Annotated in this window: 14 protein-coding genes; 6 read left to right on the top strand and 8 right to left on the bottom strand. The window is 68.7% G+C overall.

What is annotated here, in order from left to right:
- Together WBA11_RS15005 and WBA11_RS15010 are read left to right on the top strand one after the other, a co-directional pair.
- On the top strand, nt 1-334 hold a 334-nt coding region (locus WBA11_RS15005; protein ID WP_424521471.1), incomplete at its 5' end, for an N-acetyltransferase family protein.
- 111 nt (nt 335-445) lie between these two features.
- On the top strand, nt 446-1,633 hold the full coding sequence (locus WBA11_RS15010; protein WP_424521472.1) for an ATP-binding protein: 1,188 nt from the start codon (nt 446-448) through the stop codon (nt 1,631-1,633).
- Between the two features lie 13 nt (nt 1,634-1,646).
- On the opposite strand, the gene WBA11_RS15015 is transcribed toward WBA11_RS15010, so the two are convergent.
- Genes WBA11_RS15015 through WBA11_RS15025 form a run of 3 tightly spaced genes read right to left on the bottom strand, consistent with a single transcriptional unit; the run spans nt 1,647 to nt 3,266 of the window.
- Nucleotides 1,647-1,865 (bottom strand): hypothetical protein, encoded by a 219-nt coding sequence (locus WBA11_RS15015; protein ID WP_424521484.1) that lies wholly within the window; start codon nt 1,863-1,865, stop codon nt 1,647-1,649.
- A gap of 54 nt (nt 1,866-1,919) precedes the next feature.
- Nucleotides 1,920-2,381, bottom strand: coding sequence for a hypothetical protein (locus WBA11_RS15020; RefSeq protein WP_424521473.1), 462 nt, complete (start codon nt 2,379-2,381; stop codon nt 1,920-1,922).
- Nucleotides 2,382-2,402: 21 nt separating this feature from the next.
- Complete coding sequence (locus WBA11_RS15025; protein ID WP_424521474.1) at nt 2,403-3,266, bottom strand: TraB/GumN family protein; 864 nt, start codon at nt 3,264-3,266, stop codon at nt 2,403-2,405.
- A gap of 126 nt (nt 3,267-3,392) precedes the next feature.
- Here WBA11_RS15025 and WBA11_RS15030 point away from each other — a divergent pair, with 126 nt between their 5' ends.
- Nucleotides 3,393-5,165: a M43 family zinc metalloprotease gene (locus WBA11_RS15030; protein WP_424521475.1), complete on the top strand. Its 1,773-nt coding sequence runs from the start codon at nt 3,393-3,395 to the stop codon at nt 5,163-5,165.
- Nucleotides 5,166-5,231: 66 nt separating this feature from the next.
- Here the strand turns inward: WBA11_RS15030 and WBA11_RS15035 are convergent, their stop codons facing one another.
- Nucleotides 5,232-7,034: a sodium:solute symporter family protein gene (locus WBA11_RS15035; RefSeq protein ID WP_424521476.1), complete on the bottom strand. Its 1,803-nt coding sequence runs from the start codon at nt 7,032-7,034 to the stop codon at nt 5,232-5,234.
- A gap of 498 nt (nt 7,035-7,532) precedes the next feature.
- Between WBA11_RS15035 and ggt the strand changes: the two genes are divergently transcribed.
- The 3 genes from ggt (at nt 7,533) to WBA11_RS15050 (ending at nt 11,239) form a co-directional block, all read left to right on the top strand.
- Nucleotides 7,533-9,242 (top strand): gamma-glutamyltransferase, encoded by a 1,710-nt coding sequence (ggt, locus tag WBA11_RS15040; protein WP_424521477.1) that lies wholly within the window; start codon nt 7,533-7,535, stop codon nt 9,240-9,242.
- Between the two features lie 138 nt (nt 9,243-9,380).
- Entirely contained in the window at nt 9,381-10,169 is a 789-nt protein-coding gene (locus WBA11_RS15045) for an HAD family hydrolase (protein ID WP_424521478.1), read from the top strand.
- Nucleotides 10,170-10,171: 2 nt separating this feature from the next.
- Nucleotides 10,172-11,239: a glycosyltransferase family protein gene (locus WBA11_RS15050; protein ID WP_424521479.1), complete on the top strand. Its 1,068-nt coding sequence runs from the start codon at nt 10,172-10,174 to the stop codon at nt 11,237-11,239.
- Here WBA11_RS15050 and WBA11_RS15055 read toward each other — a convergent pair.
- The 4 genes from WBA11_RS15055 to purF are packed head-to-tail and all read right to left on the bottom strand — an operon-like array spanning nt 11,211 to nt 17,558.
- The gene (locus tag WBA11_RS15055; protein WP_424521480.1) at nt 11,211-13,118 is read right to left on the bottom strand and encodes a pre-peptidase C-terminal domain-containing protein; all 1,908 of its coding nucleotides are present in this window, start codon (nt 13,116-13,118) and stop codon (nt 11,211-11,213) included. The genes WBA11_RS15050 and WBA11_RS15055 overlap by 29 nt on opposite strands.
- Before the next feature lie 26 nt (nt 13,119-13,144).
- Entirely contained in the window at nt 13,145-13,711 is a 567-nt protein-coding gene (locus WBA11_RS15060) for a GNAT family N-acetyltransferase (RefSeq protein ID WP_424521481.1), read from the bottom strand.
- Nucleotides 13,711-15,996, bottom strand: a complete 2,286-nt coding sequence (locus WBA11_RS15065) for a DUF5916 domain-containing protein (protein WP_424521482.1) — start codon at nt 15,994-15,996, stop codon at nt 13,711-13,713. Before WBA11_RS15065 ends, WBA11_RS15060 begins: the two co-directional genes overlap by 1 nt.
- Before the next feature lie 44 nt (nt 15,997-16,040).
- Nucleotides 16,041-17,558 carry an amidophosphoribosyltransferase gene (purF, locus tag WBA11_RS15070; protein WP_424521483.1) on the bottom strand — a complete coding sequence of 506 codons (1,518 nt, stop codon included), beginning with the start codon at nt 17,556-17,558 and terminating at the stop codon, nt 16,041-16,043.
- Nucleotides 17,559-17,846 lie beyond the last annotated feature (288 nt).

Here is a 17,846-nt window from a genome sequence, read left to right on the forward strand (position 1 = left end):
GCGGAGCCCCGCGAGCCGCATCTGGCTCGCCCTTGAGGGCGGCGCTGCGGTCGGGCTCGTGACGGCCCATCTCTACGAGCCCGCGCCGATGTACCGACCGTCTCTGATGGTCCACGTCGACGACCTCTACGTGACGCCGACGTCTCGGGGGCGGGGCGTCGGGTCCCGTCTCATCGACGAAGCGCGGCAGTGGGGGCTGAGCCAGGGAGCGACGGAGCTGCGGGCGGGCGTGTTGGCCGCCAACGGCGCCGGGCGGGCGTTCTGGGAGACAGAGCGTGCGCGGGACTACTCGGTCACCGTCGTCCTTGACCTCGAGGGCGACCGGGGGCGGTAGACGCAGCCTCGAGGGCGGCTCTGCGGGTGGACCTCGACCCATCGAGCGACCTCGAGGACGAGTCCGTCGTCTGCGCCCTCGAGGTAGCTTCCGGCCCACCGCCCGACCGATATGCCTTGGAGCCGCGTCCTCGGCCAAGACCGCGCCATCGACACCCTGAGCCACGCCCTCGAGAGCGAGCGAGTGGCGGGCACGTACCTGTTCCACGGCCCGAGTGGATCGGGGCCGCGGGCCGCGGCGCTCGCGTTCGGGCAGGCGCTGTTGTGCGAGCGCCGAGGAACGCCGACCGGCCCGGCAGGCGACGCCTGTGGCTCGTGCCTGGCGTGCACCAAGTCGGCGCGGCTGATCCACCCGGACCTGCACGTCACGCTGCCGTTTCCCAAGACGAGCAAGCAGGCGGACAAAGACGACCGGCCGTCGGACTACAGTGACCGCATGGCCGCGCTCGCCGCCGAGCCCTACGCGTCTGCCGACTACCGGCAACGCGCAGCGTTGGGCAGCGACGGGGCGAGCAACAAGCAGGTCGCCCACCGCCGAATCCCGATGGAGGCCTTCCGGCGTGAGATGTCGTTCGTGCCCGTCGAGGGCCGCTACGTCGTCGGCGTCCTCCTCGAGGCCGACCGGATCCGCACCGAGGCGGCGAACGCGTTGCTCAAGCTGCTCGAGGAGCCCGAGGCCCGCGTCGTCTTGATCCTGACAGCCGAGCGGGTCGAGAACGTGCTCCCGACGATCCTGTCGCGGTGCCAGCGCGTCCGGTTCGATCCGCTCGCGCCCGACGTCCTCGAGGCCGCGCTCGTGGCCCGCGCCGGCGTTCCCGCAACCGAGGCCGCCGTCGTCGCCCGGATGGCCGACGGGTCGTTCACCAAGGCCCTCGAGGTCTGGGGCAGCGAGTCGATGCAGGCGCACCGAGCGCTGGCGGTCCAGTTCGTCCGCGAGGCCTACACCGGCCGGCCGGACCGGATCGCACCCGTCGTGCAGTCGGCGCAGAAGCTGGGGCGGGAGAGCCTGAAAGGGTGGCTCGACCTGGTCTCGATCTGGATCCGGGACCTGGTCCTGGTACGAGCCGGCGCCGTCGCGGCCGTCGTCAACGTGGACCAGACCGAGGCGGTCCAGAAGTTCGTCGCCGCCCTCCCCAAGGCCGACCTCGAGGCCATGGCCTCGGTCGTCGCGCAAGCCGTCGACGCCATCGAGGGCAACGCGCACGCGGGGCTGGTCTTGACGGCCCTCGCCTTTGCGCTCCGCGACGCGATGCACGGCGTCTCCGACGGGCTCTTGGTCGCCCCGCTCGACGCCGCCTAGGTCCGGCCTTCGCCTAGGTCCGGCCTCGAGGTCGGACCGGCTCCGACCGGGCTCGCTTGGTCGAGATCACGACCTCGAGGACGTTGAGAACCAGGTGCGCCGCGTACGGACTGGCGAGGTCGACGTAGGTCGCCCTCAGCCACCAGCAGGGGAGACCCAAGAGGACGCCCGTCGCCACCATGTACCACGCACCGCCGGGCCAGTGGAAGAGCCCGAACGCGGCGCACCCGATTACGGCCGCCGCGACCGGCCCGACCTCGAGGACGTCGAACAGCAGTCCGCGGTACTAGACCTCCTCCACCAGCGGCGCGAGCACGACGTTGGCGACGAAAAACGCGACGCCACCCGCTCCGAGCGACGCCGTGCTCCCCGGCGGGACGTAGTCGCCGAACCGGGCCTGAGCCGCTTGCACGACCCGGTCGAGACCTCCGAAGTACGCGATCGCGATCGCGACGCCGACGAGGCACCCAATGACGATGCTCTCGGCGCTTCCAGCCGTCACAGCGTTGAGCAGCCGCGCCCGCACCTCGTCCTCGAGGACGACGACGGCGACGGCGCTGAGCCCCACGACGGCTAGCGTGATCGCGAGCAGAAGTGGCACGCGAGCCTGGGCCGCCCCGACCTCCTCGCCAGAGCGCGAGCCGCGCCGGGCCTCGAGGGCGGACGCGGCGGCGATCACCGCGAAGAAAACGAGCGGCGGCCACAGAGCCAGAAACCAGGCCATCGCGCCGAGGTGCGAAAGGAGCACGTCTCGTCCTCGAGGACGAGCCTACAGCCGCTCGACGGTGTACCCCGCCTGGCGGAGCATGTCGACGACGCTGCTTTCGCCCACAAGGTGCCCGGCACCGACCACGACGAGTGCGTTCTCGCCGTCGCGGGCCAGGAGCGACTCGATCTGTGGGATCCAGGCGCGGTTGCGCGTCACGAGCAGGGCCTCGAAGAGTTCGGGTTGCGACATCCCGTCGTTCATGAGCGCGGCCAGGTCGTCGTCCGCACCCGTCGCCCACGCGTCGACGAGTTCTCCAAACTGGGCGGCCATGCTGTCGAGCGGCGTCTCGAGCGACGACATCAAGAATGAGACTTGCGTTTCGGTCGTCAAGTCGTCGAAGACGGCCGTCTGCAACTCGACAGTCTCGAACGCGACGCGCTCTTTCTCGTCGGCCTTGGCGCGGTTGAAAAAGTGGGCGTCGACGCCGCCGGCTTGGACGGGGAGTCCCGAGTTCTGAAGCGCCAACACGCCGACGGTCATCGCGCCGAACCACGGCTCGAACGCGTTGAACGCGCCGGCGGGCAACCCGAGATCGCCGAGCATCCCGTCGAGTTGGCTCATCTGGTCGTCCGAGAGCGCGTCACCGATCGTTTCTTCGTCCGTCGCCGCGGCCATCATGCCTTGCGCGCCGGCCTGGGCGAGATCGAGGTCGAGCTCGAACGCCAGCACCGAGGCGTCGTCGTAGGCGGCCTCGACGTGAGACGGAAGTGGCAGCGTTCCCTCGGGCACGACGTGGACCGAGCCCAGCAGGTAGACCTTGCTGTCGCCGTCCTCGAGGACGAACAGCGGGGGACGGCGGTCGTCGTCCTGGGCGGCAGTGGGCAGCGCGAGCGCGAGCGCGAGGATGGGGAGCAGTGTCTTCATCGCAACAATCGGGAGTGGTGAGTCGAAGCTACCTCGCCCTCGAGGTCGGCCTGTGAGCGAGCTTCGGTCGGGTCGGCCTCGAGGACGAGGGTGGGCACGAAATCCAAGGCGTGGCTCGTAGGTTGGGTGCCCCCACCGCCCGACCCGTTGCGCCTCGCCGTTCTCAGCCTTCTCATGGTCGGAACTGCGGCCGCGGCGCAGCCGGCGAACCTGACGGTGACGCGGGACGGGCGGACGTGCGCGACACCGGAGCCGACCATCCAACAGGTCGAGGCGTCCGTCCAGATCGTCGAACGGATGCGAGCCCGCGCCGCGCTGCGGATCTCAAACGAGCCGGTCACGATCCCCGTCGCGTTCCACATCCTGACCGACGGCGGTGAGGGCGACGTCCCGGACTCCCAGATCGAGGCCCAGGTCGACACGCTCAATTCGGCGTTCCGAGACATGGGCTACCGGTTCGCGCTCGCGTTCGTCCAGCGCGTCGACAACGCGGAGTGGTACCGGGACCTGCGGATCGGCTCCCAAGAGGAGGACGCGATGAAGGACGCGCTCGCCCTCGACCCGTCGCGCGTGCTCAACATCTACACTGCCGACCTCGCACTCGACTACCTCGGCTGGGCATCGACCCCAGATCCGGGTGCGGAGACCGATCGCGACCAGGGCGTGGTCCTGCTGACGGGGACGCTGCCGGGCGGGCCGGAGGCGCCGTACAACCTGGGGCACACCGGGACGCACGAGGTCGGTCACTGGGTGGGCCTTCTTCACCCGTTCGCGGGAGGGTGCACGGCGACCAACGACGGCGTCGCGGACACGCCCCAGGAGGCGAGCGGCGCGTCGCGCTGCCCCGTCGGCCGCGACTCGTGCCCGTTCGATCCCGGCCTCGACCCGATCCACAACTACATGGACTACTCGGACGACGCCTGCATGTCCGAGTTCACGCCGGGGCAGACCGAGCGAGCCCAGGCGCTCACGGGCCAGTTCCGCCCGACCATCACCGCCGGCGGCTTCGCCCTGGCGCGTCGTACGCCCGGCCAGCTCGAGGACGTCATCGTCGGGATCGGGAGCACGGCCGAGGTGCGCGTGACGAACGCGACGGCCGAGCCCTTTACCATCACGGGGGCCACGAGCTCAGCCGGGTTCGTGCGCTTACAAGCTCCTGTCACGGTCCAGCCTGGGGCATCGGAGATCGCGACCCTCGTCGTCGAGCCGTCGCGGTCCGGCGCCTTCGTCGTCCCGGTCCAACTCGCGACCTCGAGTGCGTCCGCGCCCGTCCTGTCACTCGTCCTCGAGGGCGAGGCGTTCCTACCGCCGACCGCCCGGTTGGGCCGGTCCGACCTCGAGGCTCGCCTCATCGAGGGTGGCGGCTCCGATGTGACCGTCGTCCTCGGCAACACGGGCGACGGACCGCTGACCTTCGACGTGGTCGAGGCCACCCTTCCCGAGTTCGTGGCGTCGATCTCTCCGCTGTCCGGGACCATCCAGCCCCAGGGCGAGACCGAGGTCACGATCTCGCTCAGCGCCGACGGCCTGGCGCCCACGGCCTACCTCGAGCCGGTTCAGTTCGCGACCAACGACCCGATCCAGGGGACCGTCTCCGTGAACCTCGCCCTCGACGTCTTGGAGCGCCCCGACGCGTTGCGCGTCGACGCCCCGTTCCCGAACCCGTCCCGAGGTCCGGTCTCGATCCCGCTCGCTCTGCCCGAAGACGCCGACGACGTGCGCGCTGAGGTCTACGACGTCCGGGGCCGCCGAATCGCCGTGATCGCGCAAGGCGCGTCTCTTGAAGCCGGGTACCCCGTCTTGCGCTGGGACCCGTCCGATGCCGCGTCGGGGATCTACCTCGTCCGCGTGTCCGCCGCTGACGAGACGGCGATCGGCCGCGTCACGGTCGTTCGGTAGCAGCGAGCCCGCGTCGTCCTCGAGGACGACGCGCCGGTCTACGACCGCGAGGTCGAGCCAGCCTGGTCAAGCGCTGACGGCTCCTTCAGCCGCCATCGCCTCGACGCGCCGTAGCGAGCGGACCAAGATGGCGATCACGGCGATCGCTCCCGCCAGGGTGAGCGCGCCTTGCAGCGGCTCGCCGAGAACGAGCCAGCCGATCCCAAACAAGGCCGCGTACACGCCGACGACGCCCATCACCCACTGCACCGCCAGCCGGCCTAGCCCCGTGTCGGGCTGGACATCGGGGTTGCGCTCTGCGACGGGGCGCCAGCCTGGGCCGCCTGGCCGGACGCGCTGGTAGAACGTGTCGAGCGTCGCCCTCGAGGTCGGCGCCGTCACGAACATCGCGATGACCCAGCAGACGGTCGTGATTGCGGCGATGCCGAACAGGTTGGTCGGGAACTCGGAGGTCAGGAACGGGACATCGAGGCCGATGAGCTGGAGCGCCACGAGCAGGAGCGGGACGACCGTCGCGGTCAACTCGGCCCAGGCGTTGATCCGCCACCAGTACCAGCGCAGGATGAGCACCAGCCCCATTCCCGCCGAGGCGCTCAGCAGCAGCCCCCACGCGCCCGACACGGACGTCAGCTGCGTCGCGAGCAGGAAGCCCCCGATGGCGAGGGCGAACGTCAACACACGGGAGACAGTGACGTAGTGGCGCTCGTCGCGGTCCCTGACCATGAACCGGCGGTACAGGTCGTTGACGAGGTAGCTCGTGCCCCAGTTAAGCTGGGTCGAGATCGTGGACATAAACGCGGCTAGGAACGCGGCAAACAGCAGTCCGAGAAGGCCGGACGGGAGCGCGTCGCGCATCACCATGACGTAGCCCTCGCCCGGATTCTCCAAGCCAGGGTACAGGACGAGCGCCGCCAGGCCGACGATGACCCAGGGCCACGGCCGGATGCAGTAGTGCGCGATTGTAAACCAAAGGACGGCCAGGACGGAGTCGGTCTCGGACCGGGTCGCCAACATCCGCTGCGCCACGTAGCCGCCACCGCCCGGCTCCGCGCCGGGATACCAACTCGCCCACCACTGCACGCCGACGTAGGCCGCGAACGCAATCCCGCTCAGCGTCAGCGTCGCCGCGCCCTCGATGGGGTTGCCGAGGCGAGGCGTAAACCGGAAGACGTCGTCGGGGAGCGCGGCCCGGAGACCGGCCAGGCCGCCCACCTCGGGAATGTCGAGCGCGTACCACGCGAGTGCGACCGAGCCGAACATGGCGAGTCCAAACTGGAACGCGTCCGTCACCGCGATCCCCCACAATCCCGACACCAAGGCGTAGACGCCGACCAACAGCATCAGCCCACCGACGGCCAACGTCGGCGCATCGAGGCCGAGCCACTCGGTCGCGCCGAAGATGGTCATGCCGGGGAACAAGACCCGGAAAACGGTCGACATGGCCAAAACCACCCAGCCGATCACGATCGCGTTGGCGAACAGGCCGAAGTACGCGGCCTTGACGCCGCGGAGCGCCGCCGCAGCGGGTCCGTCGTAGCGGAGCTCCACGAACTCGACATCGGTTAGGACGCCGCTCCGTTGCCACAGGCGGGCGAAGAAGAACACGGTCAGCATCCCACCCAGCGCCGCGTACCACCACAGCCAGTTGCCCGCGACGCCCGACTGCGCGACCAACTCCGCGACCGCGAGCGGCGTGTCGGCTGCGAAGGTCGTCGCCACCATGCTCGTCCCGGCCAGCCACCACGGCATCTGCCGTCCCGTCGCGAAGAACTCGTCGGTCGAGGCCGATGCCCGTCTCGCGAAGCGCGCCGCGAGACCGATGGTGAACACCAGAACGGCGGCGACGATGACCCAGTCGAGAGGACTCATAAACGCGGTTGGGAGAGGCGTAAAGCTAGCCGCGCCCTCGAGGTCGGAGGAGGCCGCCCTCGAGGACGACCGACCCGGCTTAAACGACGCGAGCGCCGCCGGGGACAAACCCGGGCGGCGCTCGCGACAGAGGCAACGGCAGTGCCGCGTCTAGAACTGGAAGACGATCAGGACGCCGATTCCAACAAGAGCAGCGGCGGCAGACATTGCCGTGATAAGGCGGTTCATCTCAAGTGGTAGGTGAGAGGAGGGGGGACATACCGCGTTGGTTGATGAGAAGTTATCCACATCTGGAACCAACGACCGGAACGTAACCGGTTTCTTCACGATCCGCAACCCTCGTGCCAAAAACAGTTTAGAGCATCGCTGTGCTTCTCCGCATCGACGCGGGATCGAGGTGTGCACAACCCGTCCTCGAGGAGGCGACAGATAGGTGTCAGCTAGAAGGTTTAACGGGGCGCTGAGCGTCTCTAGCTTGTCCCATCCCGCCACGCTTCCGTGCTTCTACGCCTGCTTTCGATCTCGTTCGGCCTGTCTTTGATCGTGGCACCGGTCGAGTACGCGGATGCCCAAGCGGCCGTCCTCGAGGCCGCGCCGTCGACCCGGGCCATGGTCGCCACCGGGCATCCGGAGGCGAGCAAAATAGGGCTGGCCGTCCTTCGAAACGGCGGAAACGCGGTTGACGCGGCCGTTGCGATCGGGTTTGCGATGGCCGTCGTCAGCCCCGACGCCGGCAACCTGGGCGGCGGGGGATTCCTGGTCCTGCGCGAGGCCACCGGCGCCGCGACGTCGTGGGACTTCCGCGAGCGGGCGCCCCTCGAGGCCGACCGTGACCTGTACACACGCACAGGGGCGTCTTCCCAACGAGGCCACCTGGCCGTGGGCGTGCCCGGGACCGTGGCGGGCCTCCTCGCGGCGCACCGCGCCCGCGGTCGTCTGGACCTCGAGGTGCTTATCGCGCCCGCGATCCGGCTTGCGGACGGACACTACCTCTCGGGTCGGAACGCCATCTTGTTCAACCGCTATCGGGGCGATTTTTCCGCCTTTGCCTCGACGGCTGCCGTGTTCGTCAAGCCCGACGGCGAGTCCTGGATGCCCGGCGAGCGCTTCGCCCAGCCCGACCTCGCAGCCACGCTCCGCCGCATCCGGGACGACGGCCACGACGGGTTCTATCGAGGACGGACCGCCGACTTGATCGTGGCCGAGATGGAGCGGGGCGGCGGCCTCATCTCTCATGCCGACCTCGAGGCGTACCGCGCCATCGAGCGTCCCGTCCTCGAGGCCGAGTATCGGGGTCGACGGGTGATCGCGATGGGGCCGCCGTCGTCGGGCGGGATCGCGCTCGCCCAGGTGCTGGCGGCCGTCGAGCCGTACGAGATCGGCGCGTGGGGGCCGCACGACTCGAGGACGGTTCACCTGGCGGGGGAGGCGCTGCGCCGTGCGTTCGCCGACCGGTCGCACTGGCTCGGCGACCCGGACTTTGTCGACGTGCCGGTCCAGGCTCTCATCCGGCCGCGCTACGTCCGTCAGCGGATGGCGTCTTTCGATCCCGGTCGCGCGAGCGTCAGCCTCGAGGTCGGACACGGGACGCCGCCCGATCTAGGGATCGAGAGCACGGAGACGACGCACGTCTCGGTCGTGGACGCCGAGGGCAACGCCGTCGCCATGACGGTGACGCTCAACGACTACTTCGGCTCGAAGGTCGTCGTTGGGGGCGCGGGGTTCTTGCTGAACGACGAGATGGACGACTTTACAGCTCGGCCGGGACGGCCGAACGGGTGGGGACTCATCCAGGGCGAGCGGAACGCGATCGCGCCGGGGAAGCGGATGGTCTCGTCCATGACGCCGGTCATCCTCGAGGACGAGCAGGGGCGCCTGGCTCTCGTCGCCGGATCGCCGGGCGGGGCGCGCATCATCTCGACGGTCTTCCAGGTCTTGACGAACGTCGTTGACCACGGCCTCGATGCGCAGGCCGCTGTCGCACTGCCCCGCTACCACCACCAGTGGCTCCCGGACGAGCTCGAGCACGAGCGGGACCTTCCTCGCGAAACGCTCGAGGCGCTCCGGGACCGTGGATGGACACTCGACCCGCTGACCCGGTTCGGCGCCGCCAACATCGTCGTGGTGCGCTACGACGCGACGGGCGCTCGCGTCCTCGAGGGCGGTGCGGACCCACGCCGAGACGACGACGACGCGCGGGGGTTATGAGGGTGATGGTGGACGTGTGACGAGCCGGCCCGAGCGACCTCGAGGTAGAAGCGGCCCGGTCGAGACAGAAATCCGTTCCGACTCCCCGACCTCGAGGCCAACGCGCTCGCATCTTCAAACCCCAACCCCTAATCCCGAATGCCTCTCGACCTCGACCGCATCGACGGCGTCGTCTTCGACATCGACGGAACGCTCGCCGACACCGACGACCATCTCGTCGCTCAGATCGCGACCGTCCTCGACGCCATCCCGCTGATCAGCGGCCGACGAGCGACCGACCTGGCACGCCGCCTCGTGATGGGCGCCGAGACGCCGGTGAACGCGGCCTACGGTGCGCTCGACAAGCTCGGACTGGACGACGAGATGTCGGCTGTAAAAGCCAAGGTCAAGGACCTCCTCGAGCACGTCCGGGGCCAGCGGGAACGTGCCGAGTCCCACCCGGCCGACGCTGCCGACGAGGTCCCGCACGACATGGTGCCGGGCGTCGAGCAGATGGTGCGCGAGGTGGCGGCCCGGTACCCGATCAGCGCCATGTCGACCGGCGGAGAGATTCGTATCCGAGCCTTTCTAAAGCACCACGGCGTCCTCGATCTGTTCGCCGCCGTCGCCGGTGCCCAGACGACCCCGCGGATGAAGCCTTTCCCGGACCCCCTCGTCTTCTGCGCCGACGCGATGGGCGTCGACCCGGCCCGCTGCTTGGTCGTGGGCGACACGACGGTCGACATGGAAACTGCCCAGGCAGGTGAGGCCCAAGCCGTCGGCGTGCTGTGCGGGTTTGGGACCGAGGATGAACTGCGAGCGTCCGGCGCCGACCTCATCCTGGCCACGACCTCTGATCTGTTGAACGTCCTCGCACCGTCGGAGGCCGACCTCGAGGGCAGTGCAGAGCCGACAGCCGAGCCCGACGAAGACGCCGCGGCGTCGTAGAGTTGGCCTGCGTCGTCTATGCGCTGAGTGGTCAAGGGCGCGGGCACACGTCGCGGGGCTTGGCCGTTGCTGACGGGTTACGGGGCCGAGGCCACGACGTCGTGTTCTGCGGCGGCGGCACCGCGAGGTCCGTCCTCGAGGACGGCGGCGAGCAGGTGATCCCGGCCCCGACGCTCCGGCAGGTGATGCGGTGGAACCGGCTCCTCTTGCTCACGACGGGTGTCGCGAACGCCGGGCTCGTCTTCAGGGCCAGGCGTGTGGTCCGCGACCTGAGAGAGCAATTCCTCGAGGTCGAGCCGGACTTGGTGATCTCCGACTTTGACGCGTTCGCGCACCGTGCCGCCGCCGACCTCGGCGTCCCCGTCGTCACCGTCGACCATCAGCAGATCGTGACGGAGACCCAGCCCGACCCGCCGGTCGTGGACCCGTTCAGCCGGTTCGTCGCGAGCCAGGCCGTCCAGCGCATCGTCGCGCGCACGCCCGAGCGGCGCTTGATCTCGACGTTCTACCAACCGCCGCTTCGCGACCCTAACCGAGCCACGTTCGTCGGCCCGATTCTCCGGCGCGAGATCCTCGGCCTCGAGGCCGAGACCGGAGAGCACGTCTTGGTCTACGTCAACGGCTCGTTTCGCGGCCGCGCCCTCGAGGACGCACTCGCACCCGTCGACGCTCGGTTCGTCGTCTACGGCCTCGAGGCCCAGTCGTCGAACACGAATGTCGAGTATCGCACGCCGTCGCACGACCGGTTTCTACGCGACCTCGCGGGGTGCCGTGCCGTCATCTGCACGGCCGGGTTCACGCTCATCAGTGAGGCGCTCTACCTCGGCAAGCCCGTCCTCGCGATCCCGAACGGGGGGATCTACGAGCAGGCACTCAACGCGGCCTACCTCGAGCGACAAGGGAGAGGTCGCGCCGCCAAGCAGCTCACGACCGGAGCCGTCCAGTCCTTCCTCAAAGACGCCGGCGGCCGCTCATCCACGGGCGTCGCCCTCGAAGACGGGCTTCCCAACGTGCTGGACGCCGTCGACGACGTCCTCGAGGCTAGAGGCCCTCTCCAAGCCGAAGCGTAAAGCTGCCCGACCGCTGAACTCCGGGGTAGTCGGCCCCGGTGTACGCGCTGACGGTGATCGTGTAGGTACCGGACGTGGGGAGGGAGGCCGAAATCCGTGCGTCGGTGCCCTCTCCAGCGTCGTCGTCGGTGGCGATCGCCCGGCCGTCCGGATCCGTCAACGTCAGGAACGAATCGAAGCCACTCGTGACCTCGGCCCAGATCTGCTGTCCGGCCCGTCCGGTGAACGTGAACCGTGACCGCCCACCGACCTCGAGGGTGCCGGCTCGGGACTGGCCGAGCGCGTGGGTCGTCCTCGAGGTCGCCGGGAGAGCGGGGCCGGAGCCGGTGATCGAGACCGTGTACTGTCCCGTCGCGGCTCGGCTGCCGCCAGCGTAGGAGCGGACCACGAGCGTGTAGGTGCCTGCCGACGGAAGTCGGAGATCGCTCACCCGAGAGTTCAAGCCGACGCCGTCATCGTTGGTCGCGATCGTCTCGCCGGTCGGAGACAGGACGTCGAGGATCGGGTCGAACTCCTGGCTCTCGAGCGTGATCGTGACCACGTCGCCGGCCTGACCGTCGAAGGTGTGCCGCGTCGAGGCCGACGTCAGCGTGCCCGACGTCGACGCCGAGATGGTTCGAGGACTCGGGGAGGCCGGAGGCGGCGTGGGCCTCGGGGGCGGTGGTGCCGTGCCTGCTCCCGAGATGGAGATGTCGTAGGCCCCCGTTGCACCGCGGTCGCTCGCTTGGTACGACCGGACCACGAACGTGTACGTGCCCGTGGTCGCCAGGCGAAGGTCGGTGACGCGGGAGTTCAGCGAGCCTCCGCCGTCGTCGTCCGTGGCCAGCGTCTGTCCGTCCGGGCCGAGCACGTCGAGGATCGGGTCGAAGTCGCCGCTCGTCAGGTCCACCGTGATTACGTCGCCCGCTTGGCCGTCGAACGTGTGGCGCGTCGAGGCCGAGGTCAAGCGCCCCGTCGCCGAAGCGGAGATCGTCCTCGAGCCGGTCGAGACCGGCTGCGTCGGAGGCCGGGGCGTCGGGCCGGGTGCGCGTCGCGGCGGAGCAGGAGATCCAGAAGCGAGGCGCTGCAGGAGCGGACTCTGCGCCAGGATCGACGTCATCCGCTTGGCACTGTTGTAGGGGTCGACGGCGTTCGGACCGAACCCCGCGTAGTGAAGCCCGACGGCCTCAAACTGTCCGTTCACCGCGTTGTCCGAGAAGATCAGCGAGCCCGACGAGCCCCCCTGGGTGTCGCAGCGGTGGCGGATCTCGATGCCCGACACCGAGGCGGATCCGTCCTTGATGCGGCAGTTTCGGCGCGTCAGGCGCTGCGGAACGCCTTGAGGGTGGTGCATCAGGAACAGCTCCTCGCCTGGACTCGGGTCGCGCACGCGCAGCGGGATATGACCCCAGCGTTGACCTGGAGCGGACGGGACGCGGAGGATGGCGTAGTCGAGGCTCCGGTTCGACTCGAGCGGTGTGATGTCCACCGGGTATGCGACGCCCTCGTTGGCGAGCGTCATGTAGCCCATTCGGATCTGAGCAGTGGTCACCTGCCAACTCGGATCGGTGCCGGGGACGCAGTGGTAATTCGTGATCAGGATGTCATCCGCGATCAAAGTCGCCGTGCACGTGCTCATCGCCTGCCCCTGCGAGTTCGTCACTCGGAGGTCGAGCCGACCAACGGATCTCGAGAGCTGGCGGTATCGGTTCGCGTCTGTAAAGTCGTCGAGCGGCTCGAAGTTGGGGACGTCGTTGAACGTGCTCTCATAGAACACGGCCCCCCGCGCCGGGACGAGGACGGCGTTGCCGAACTGGTCGGCTGGGAACACGGGCAGTTGCTGAGCGAGCGCGGGCAGCGCCAGCAAGCAGGAGAGAGAGATGGCCGTGAGCGTGCGCATCTGGCGGTCGGAGGTTCGCCCCGAACCTATCGCAGACCGCCCGAACCGCCCTCCCCGCCAGAGGGGACCTCCACGTCCTCGAGGTCGATGCCCATCACCAAAACGGGGCCGTCGTCCTGCTGCGCGATCCGTGCCTCCCGGAAGCCCACGTCCTCGAGCAGCGTCCTCGATGGCCCGTTGTCCAGCGTCACGACCGCCAGCACGCGCGTCTCGCCGAGGTCGCGGGCGACCTCGAGGGCGGCGCGCGTCGCCTCTCTCGCGTAGCCCCGGCCTCGATGCTGAGGCGTGAGCGCGTAGCCGAGATCCGGCGCCTCGAGACCGTCGCGGGTGACCAGTCCGCAGATCCCGACCGGCGCGCCGTCCGACAAGCGTTCCACCAGATACAAGCTGCACCCGTGCTCAGCCTGCTGCGCGATCGCGCCCTCGAGGACGTACCGCTCGACGTCCTCGACGGTGCGGACCCTCCGGTCGCCGATGTGGCGGATCCAGTCGGGATCCGTCATCAGCGACAAGAGAAACGGCGCATCCTCGATGGTTTGGACTCGTAGCCGAAGCCGGTTCGTGGTGGTGACGACGCCCTCGAGGTCGGGCACTACAACAGGACCAGGTAGGTCAGCTTGGCGACGGCGAGGCGGTCTCGCAAGACGACCGTGCGGCGCGGGTCCAGCGGGTCTTCGCCGTCGTCGATCAGGCCGTAGGACGTGTTGAACACGACGAACAGGTCGCTACCCGGTGTGTGGATCCAGTTGAGCCGGACGTTCGCCTGCAAGGCCTGCGAGAAGTTGTCGTACTGGAGCAGCGTCCGGCCGAACAGCGTCCGGCTGAACGCGGTGAGCGCAGAGACCGAGCCGACCGTGGCCGTGAACGGTCCGTTGCCCAGGTCGATCACGGAGTGGTCGATCCCGCCCTCGAGGACGAGGTGCTGCGACTGTCGCCACCCGGCGTTGAGGCTGACGTCGGTCCGGTCGCCATTGAAGAAGCCGCCGGTCGAGAGCCGGGCCGAGCCGAAGACGGGGCGACTCGAGTCGGTTTCGCCTCCCACGAAGGCGGTCACGTAGCCGTACTCGCCGATGGGCACGGTCTCGTTCTCCCGGATGGTGAATGGTGCGTCCAACCGTTCGATCTGGTGCCGGACGCCGCCGCCGATCTGGTCGCGGCCGGTGAACTCGACGAACCCCTCGATCTCGGTCTCGGCCGACTGCCGCTCCCCGTCGAGCCCCCAGTACATCGTCCCATCGACGTTTCCGCCGACTCGCCGCAGCGCAGACGACGTCAGCGGATGCTGGTAGAACGCCTCGCTTTGGACGCGTCGGTAGTCGCGTCGGCGTACGAACCCGAGCGCGGGAGCATAGGTCGATCCGACGCTCGCGTACCCGGCGGAGATGCCTGCGCGGTCCGTAGCGAGCTGGGCGAAGACCGATCCGGCCGCGCTGTTGAGGTCCGGGTCGGTGTCCCACACCTGCGTCGCCCAGGCATCCACGATGCTGTTCTGCCCGAACCGGACCTGCCCGTCGAGGCCGGCGGCTCGGTTGTACCCGCGCTCGTCCGCCAGATTCGTCACGATCCCGCCCACCGTCGCGCGGGGCAAGATGTCGGTGCGAACCCGGGCGACCGTGTTGTTCGTCGATGCCGACCCCAAAAAGTCCCCGATGTCAGGACCCGTCTCGATGTTGAGCACGCCGACCGACAGCGGCCCGATCTGGCCCGTCATGCGAGCGCCCGCCAGGATGCTCTCGTCGAGGCCGATCCGGCGCGAAAAGAACGTCTGGGTCTGGCGCGCCGAGCCGTGCTCGAACAAGCCGGAGCGCTCCAGGAAGAACTCCCGCTTCTCGGGGAAGAACAGGCTGAACCGGCTCAGGTTGATCTGGACGTTGTCGGCCTCGACCTGGGCAAAGTCGGTGTTGACCGTCGCGTCGAGGGTCAGGTTGGACGTGATCCCGTACTTGATGTCGACCCCGGCGTCGGCCGAGAGCTCGGCGTCGGCGGTGGGGATCCCGAGGTCCGGCCTCGACTGCTGTGCCCCCGTGATGCCGTACGGCTTGATCTCGAGATTCCGTCCTCGACGGATGTCTCGCAGCCCGCGCAAGACGCCGTACTGCGAAACGGTCGCGAGAGCCATGAAGCTGCTTCCTCGATCCAGGCCGATGGCCGGCCACATCACGCGCTCGTTCTTGCGGTTGATCATGCGCGAGAGCATGAGCCCGAACTCGAGGTCGTCGCCCTCGGGGAAGCGGAGCTGGCGGAAGGGGATCGAGACCTCCATCGTCCAGCCCGTCTCGTCGATGACCGTCTCGGAGCGGTAGACCGCGTCCCACGAGAAGCTGTCGATGGTCAGGCCCTCGTCCGTAACGGTCGCGTCGTCCTGCGTCCCGAGCGCGTTCATCTCGAACAGGTAGGCGTTCCGCCCGTCGCGGTACGTGTCGAGGCCGATGTAGACGTGGTCGTCCCGGTCGTTCCGGCCCCCGCGCTCCAGGTTCTGCGCCCGGATCAACTCGGGGTTCGCGTCCAGGTTGCGAAACGCGAAGTACAGGTTGTCGCGGTCGTAGGCGATCCGCACCTCCGTCGCCTCCGTCGAGGGCGAGCCGGTGTCGGGCCACACCTGGGTAAACGCGTCGACCGGCTCGATGCGGGTCCACAGCAGCTCCTCGAGGACGCCGTCGATGCGTGGGGCCTCGTCGGTGAAGACGGCCGTGACGTCGTTCTGGGGCGGGGCGCTGGGTTGGGCCGCGAGCGGGACAGCGAGTACGGCAGCGAGCCAGACGACGCGCATAGTCGGTACCGGGAGGTACGCGAAGCTAGACCCGACCGCGTCCGTGACTCGGCTCCGTCCTCGAGGACGAGACCCCCGTTGCAAGGCGCGGTGGAAGAGGAGGGACACCCAATACTGTCCCCGAGGCCGTTCTCGCCCTCGAGGAAAGGATGCTACCAGTCGTTCTCTTCCTTGACGACGCCCGTCTCGACCGGGACCGGGTACTCGCCCGAGAAACACGCGTGGCAGTAGCGGTCCGCGCTGTCGTGCGCCTCTTCGACGGCCTCCATCATGCCCTCGACCGAGAGATAGCCCAAGGAGTCGACCCCGAGCCACTCGGCGATCGCGTCGACCGAGCCGTGCTTGTTGGCTGCGAGCTCCGCCCTCGAGGGAAAGTCCATCCCGTAGAAGCACGGCCACATCACGGGCGGGCTCGCCGACCGGAAGTGGACCTCTGCCGCTCCGGCCTCGCGGACCATCTTGACGAGCTGCTGCGCCGTCGTGCCCCGGACGATGGAGTCGTCGACCATGACCACGATCCGGTCCTTGAGCACGCCCGCGACCGGGTTGAACTTGGTCCGCACGCGCTGCTCGCGCGTCGACTGGCCTGGCGCGATAAAGGTGCGGCCGACGTAGTGGTTGCGGATCAGGCCGATGTCCAACTTGCAGCGCCGCCCCCGTTTGTTCGACTCCGACACGTAGCCGATAGCCGCCGTGTTCGAGGAGTCTGGTACCGCCATCACGATCGGCCGCTTGCCCTGTCCCTTCTTAATGGCGGGGACGGGGGCGTCCCACGCCAACCGCTTGCCCATCTTCCGGCGCACCTTGTCGACCGTCGCTCCGAAGACTTTGGAGTCGGGGCGCGAAAAGTAGACGTACTCGAACACGCACTGGCTCACGCCGAGCGGGCTCGGCATGCAAACGCCGTTGAACTCGGTCCCCTCCGGTGTCGCCCGCTCCAAGCTCTCCCGGTCGATGACTAGGATCTCGCCCGGCTCGACGTCGCGGACGTACTCGGCGCCGATGATGTCGAACGCGCACGTCTCCGACGCCACGACCCATCCTGGGTGCTGCCGGCCTTCGGCAGCCGGGAGCCTCCCGAGAGCGAGAGGGCGGAAGCCGCTCGGGTCGCGCGCCGCGATCAAGGCGTCGTCCGTCAGAATCACGAGGGAGAATGCGCCCTCGCACTGGCGGAGCGCGTCGACCATCCGGGCGACGGGTCCGTTCTCCTGGCTTTGGGCCGCCAGATGCAGGATCAACTCCGTGTCGGACGACGAGCTGAACAGCGTTCCTCGTTCGACCAGGCGCTCGCGAATCGCTCGAGCGTTCGACAGGTTTCCGTTGTGCGCCAACGCGAAGTGCCCTTCGCGATCGTGTACGACGAATGGCTGGACGTTCGCCGGGTTCGTCGCACTCCCCGACGTCGAGTACCGGGTGTGGCCGATGGCGGAGTCGCCTACGAGCGTGTCCTCGAACACGTCCTCGTCGTCGAACACGTCTAGGACGAGGCCGAAGTCCTTGACGATGGGCATCACCTTGCGCCCCTTCGTCTCGTCGTAGACGCTCGTCACGATGCCGGCTGACTCCTGGCCTCGGTGCTGAAGGGCGTGCAGGCCGAAGTACGTCAGCCGCGCGGCGTCGGGGTGGTTGAAGACACCGAAGACGCCGCAATGGTCGCGCGCTTTATCCACAGATCGGGGGGAGGGCGGAAGGTCCAGGTTAACGGCGCGGCGCGGCGGAGTGGGGCCGCCGGTGAGATTCTTCGCGAGGCCTGCGCCGGGGCGGAGCGGCGTGCTCGGGTCCGCGTCCTCGAGGGCCGTTCGGTCTCGGTCGTCCCCTGTAGTGCCGTTGCACGCAACGGCGTCGCCCCCCGCCGACCTCGAGGTCGGACAGGGAACGTCGGTCGTCTTCCGAGGTCGCGATCGAAGGACCGTCCTCGAGGATGAACACGGCCTACCAATCGCCCTCGTAGGCGCTAC

The sequence above is a fragment of the Rubrivirga sp. genome (assembly GCF_049648075.1).
Lineage (GTDB): Bacteria > Bacteroidota > Rhodothermia > Rhodothermales > Rubricoccaceae > Rubrivirga.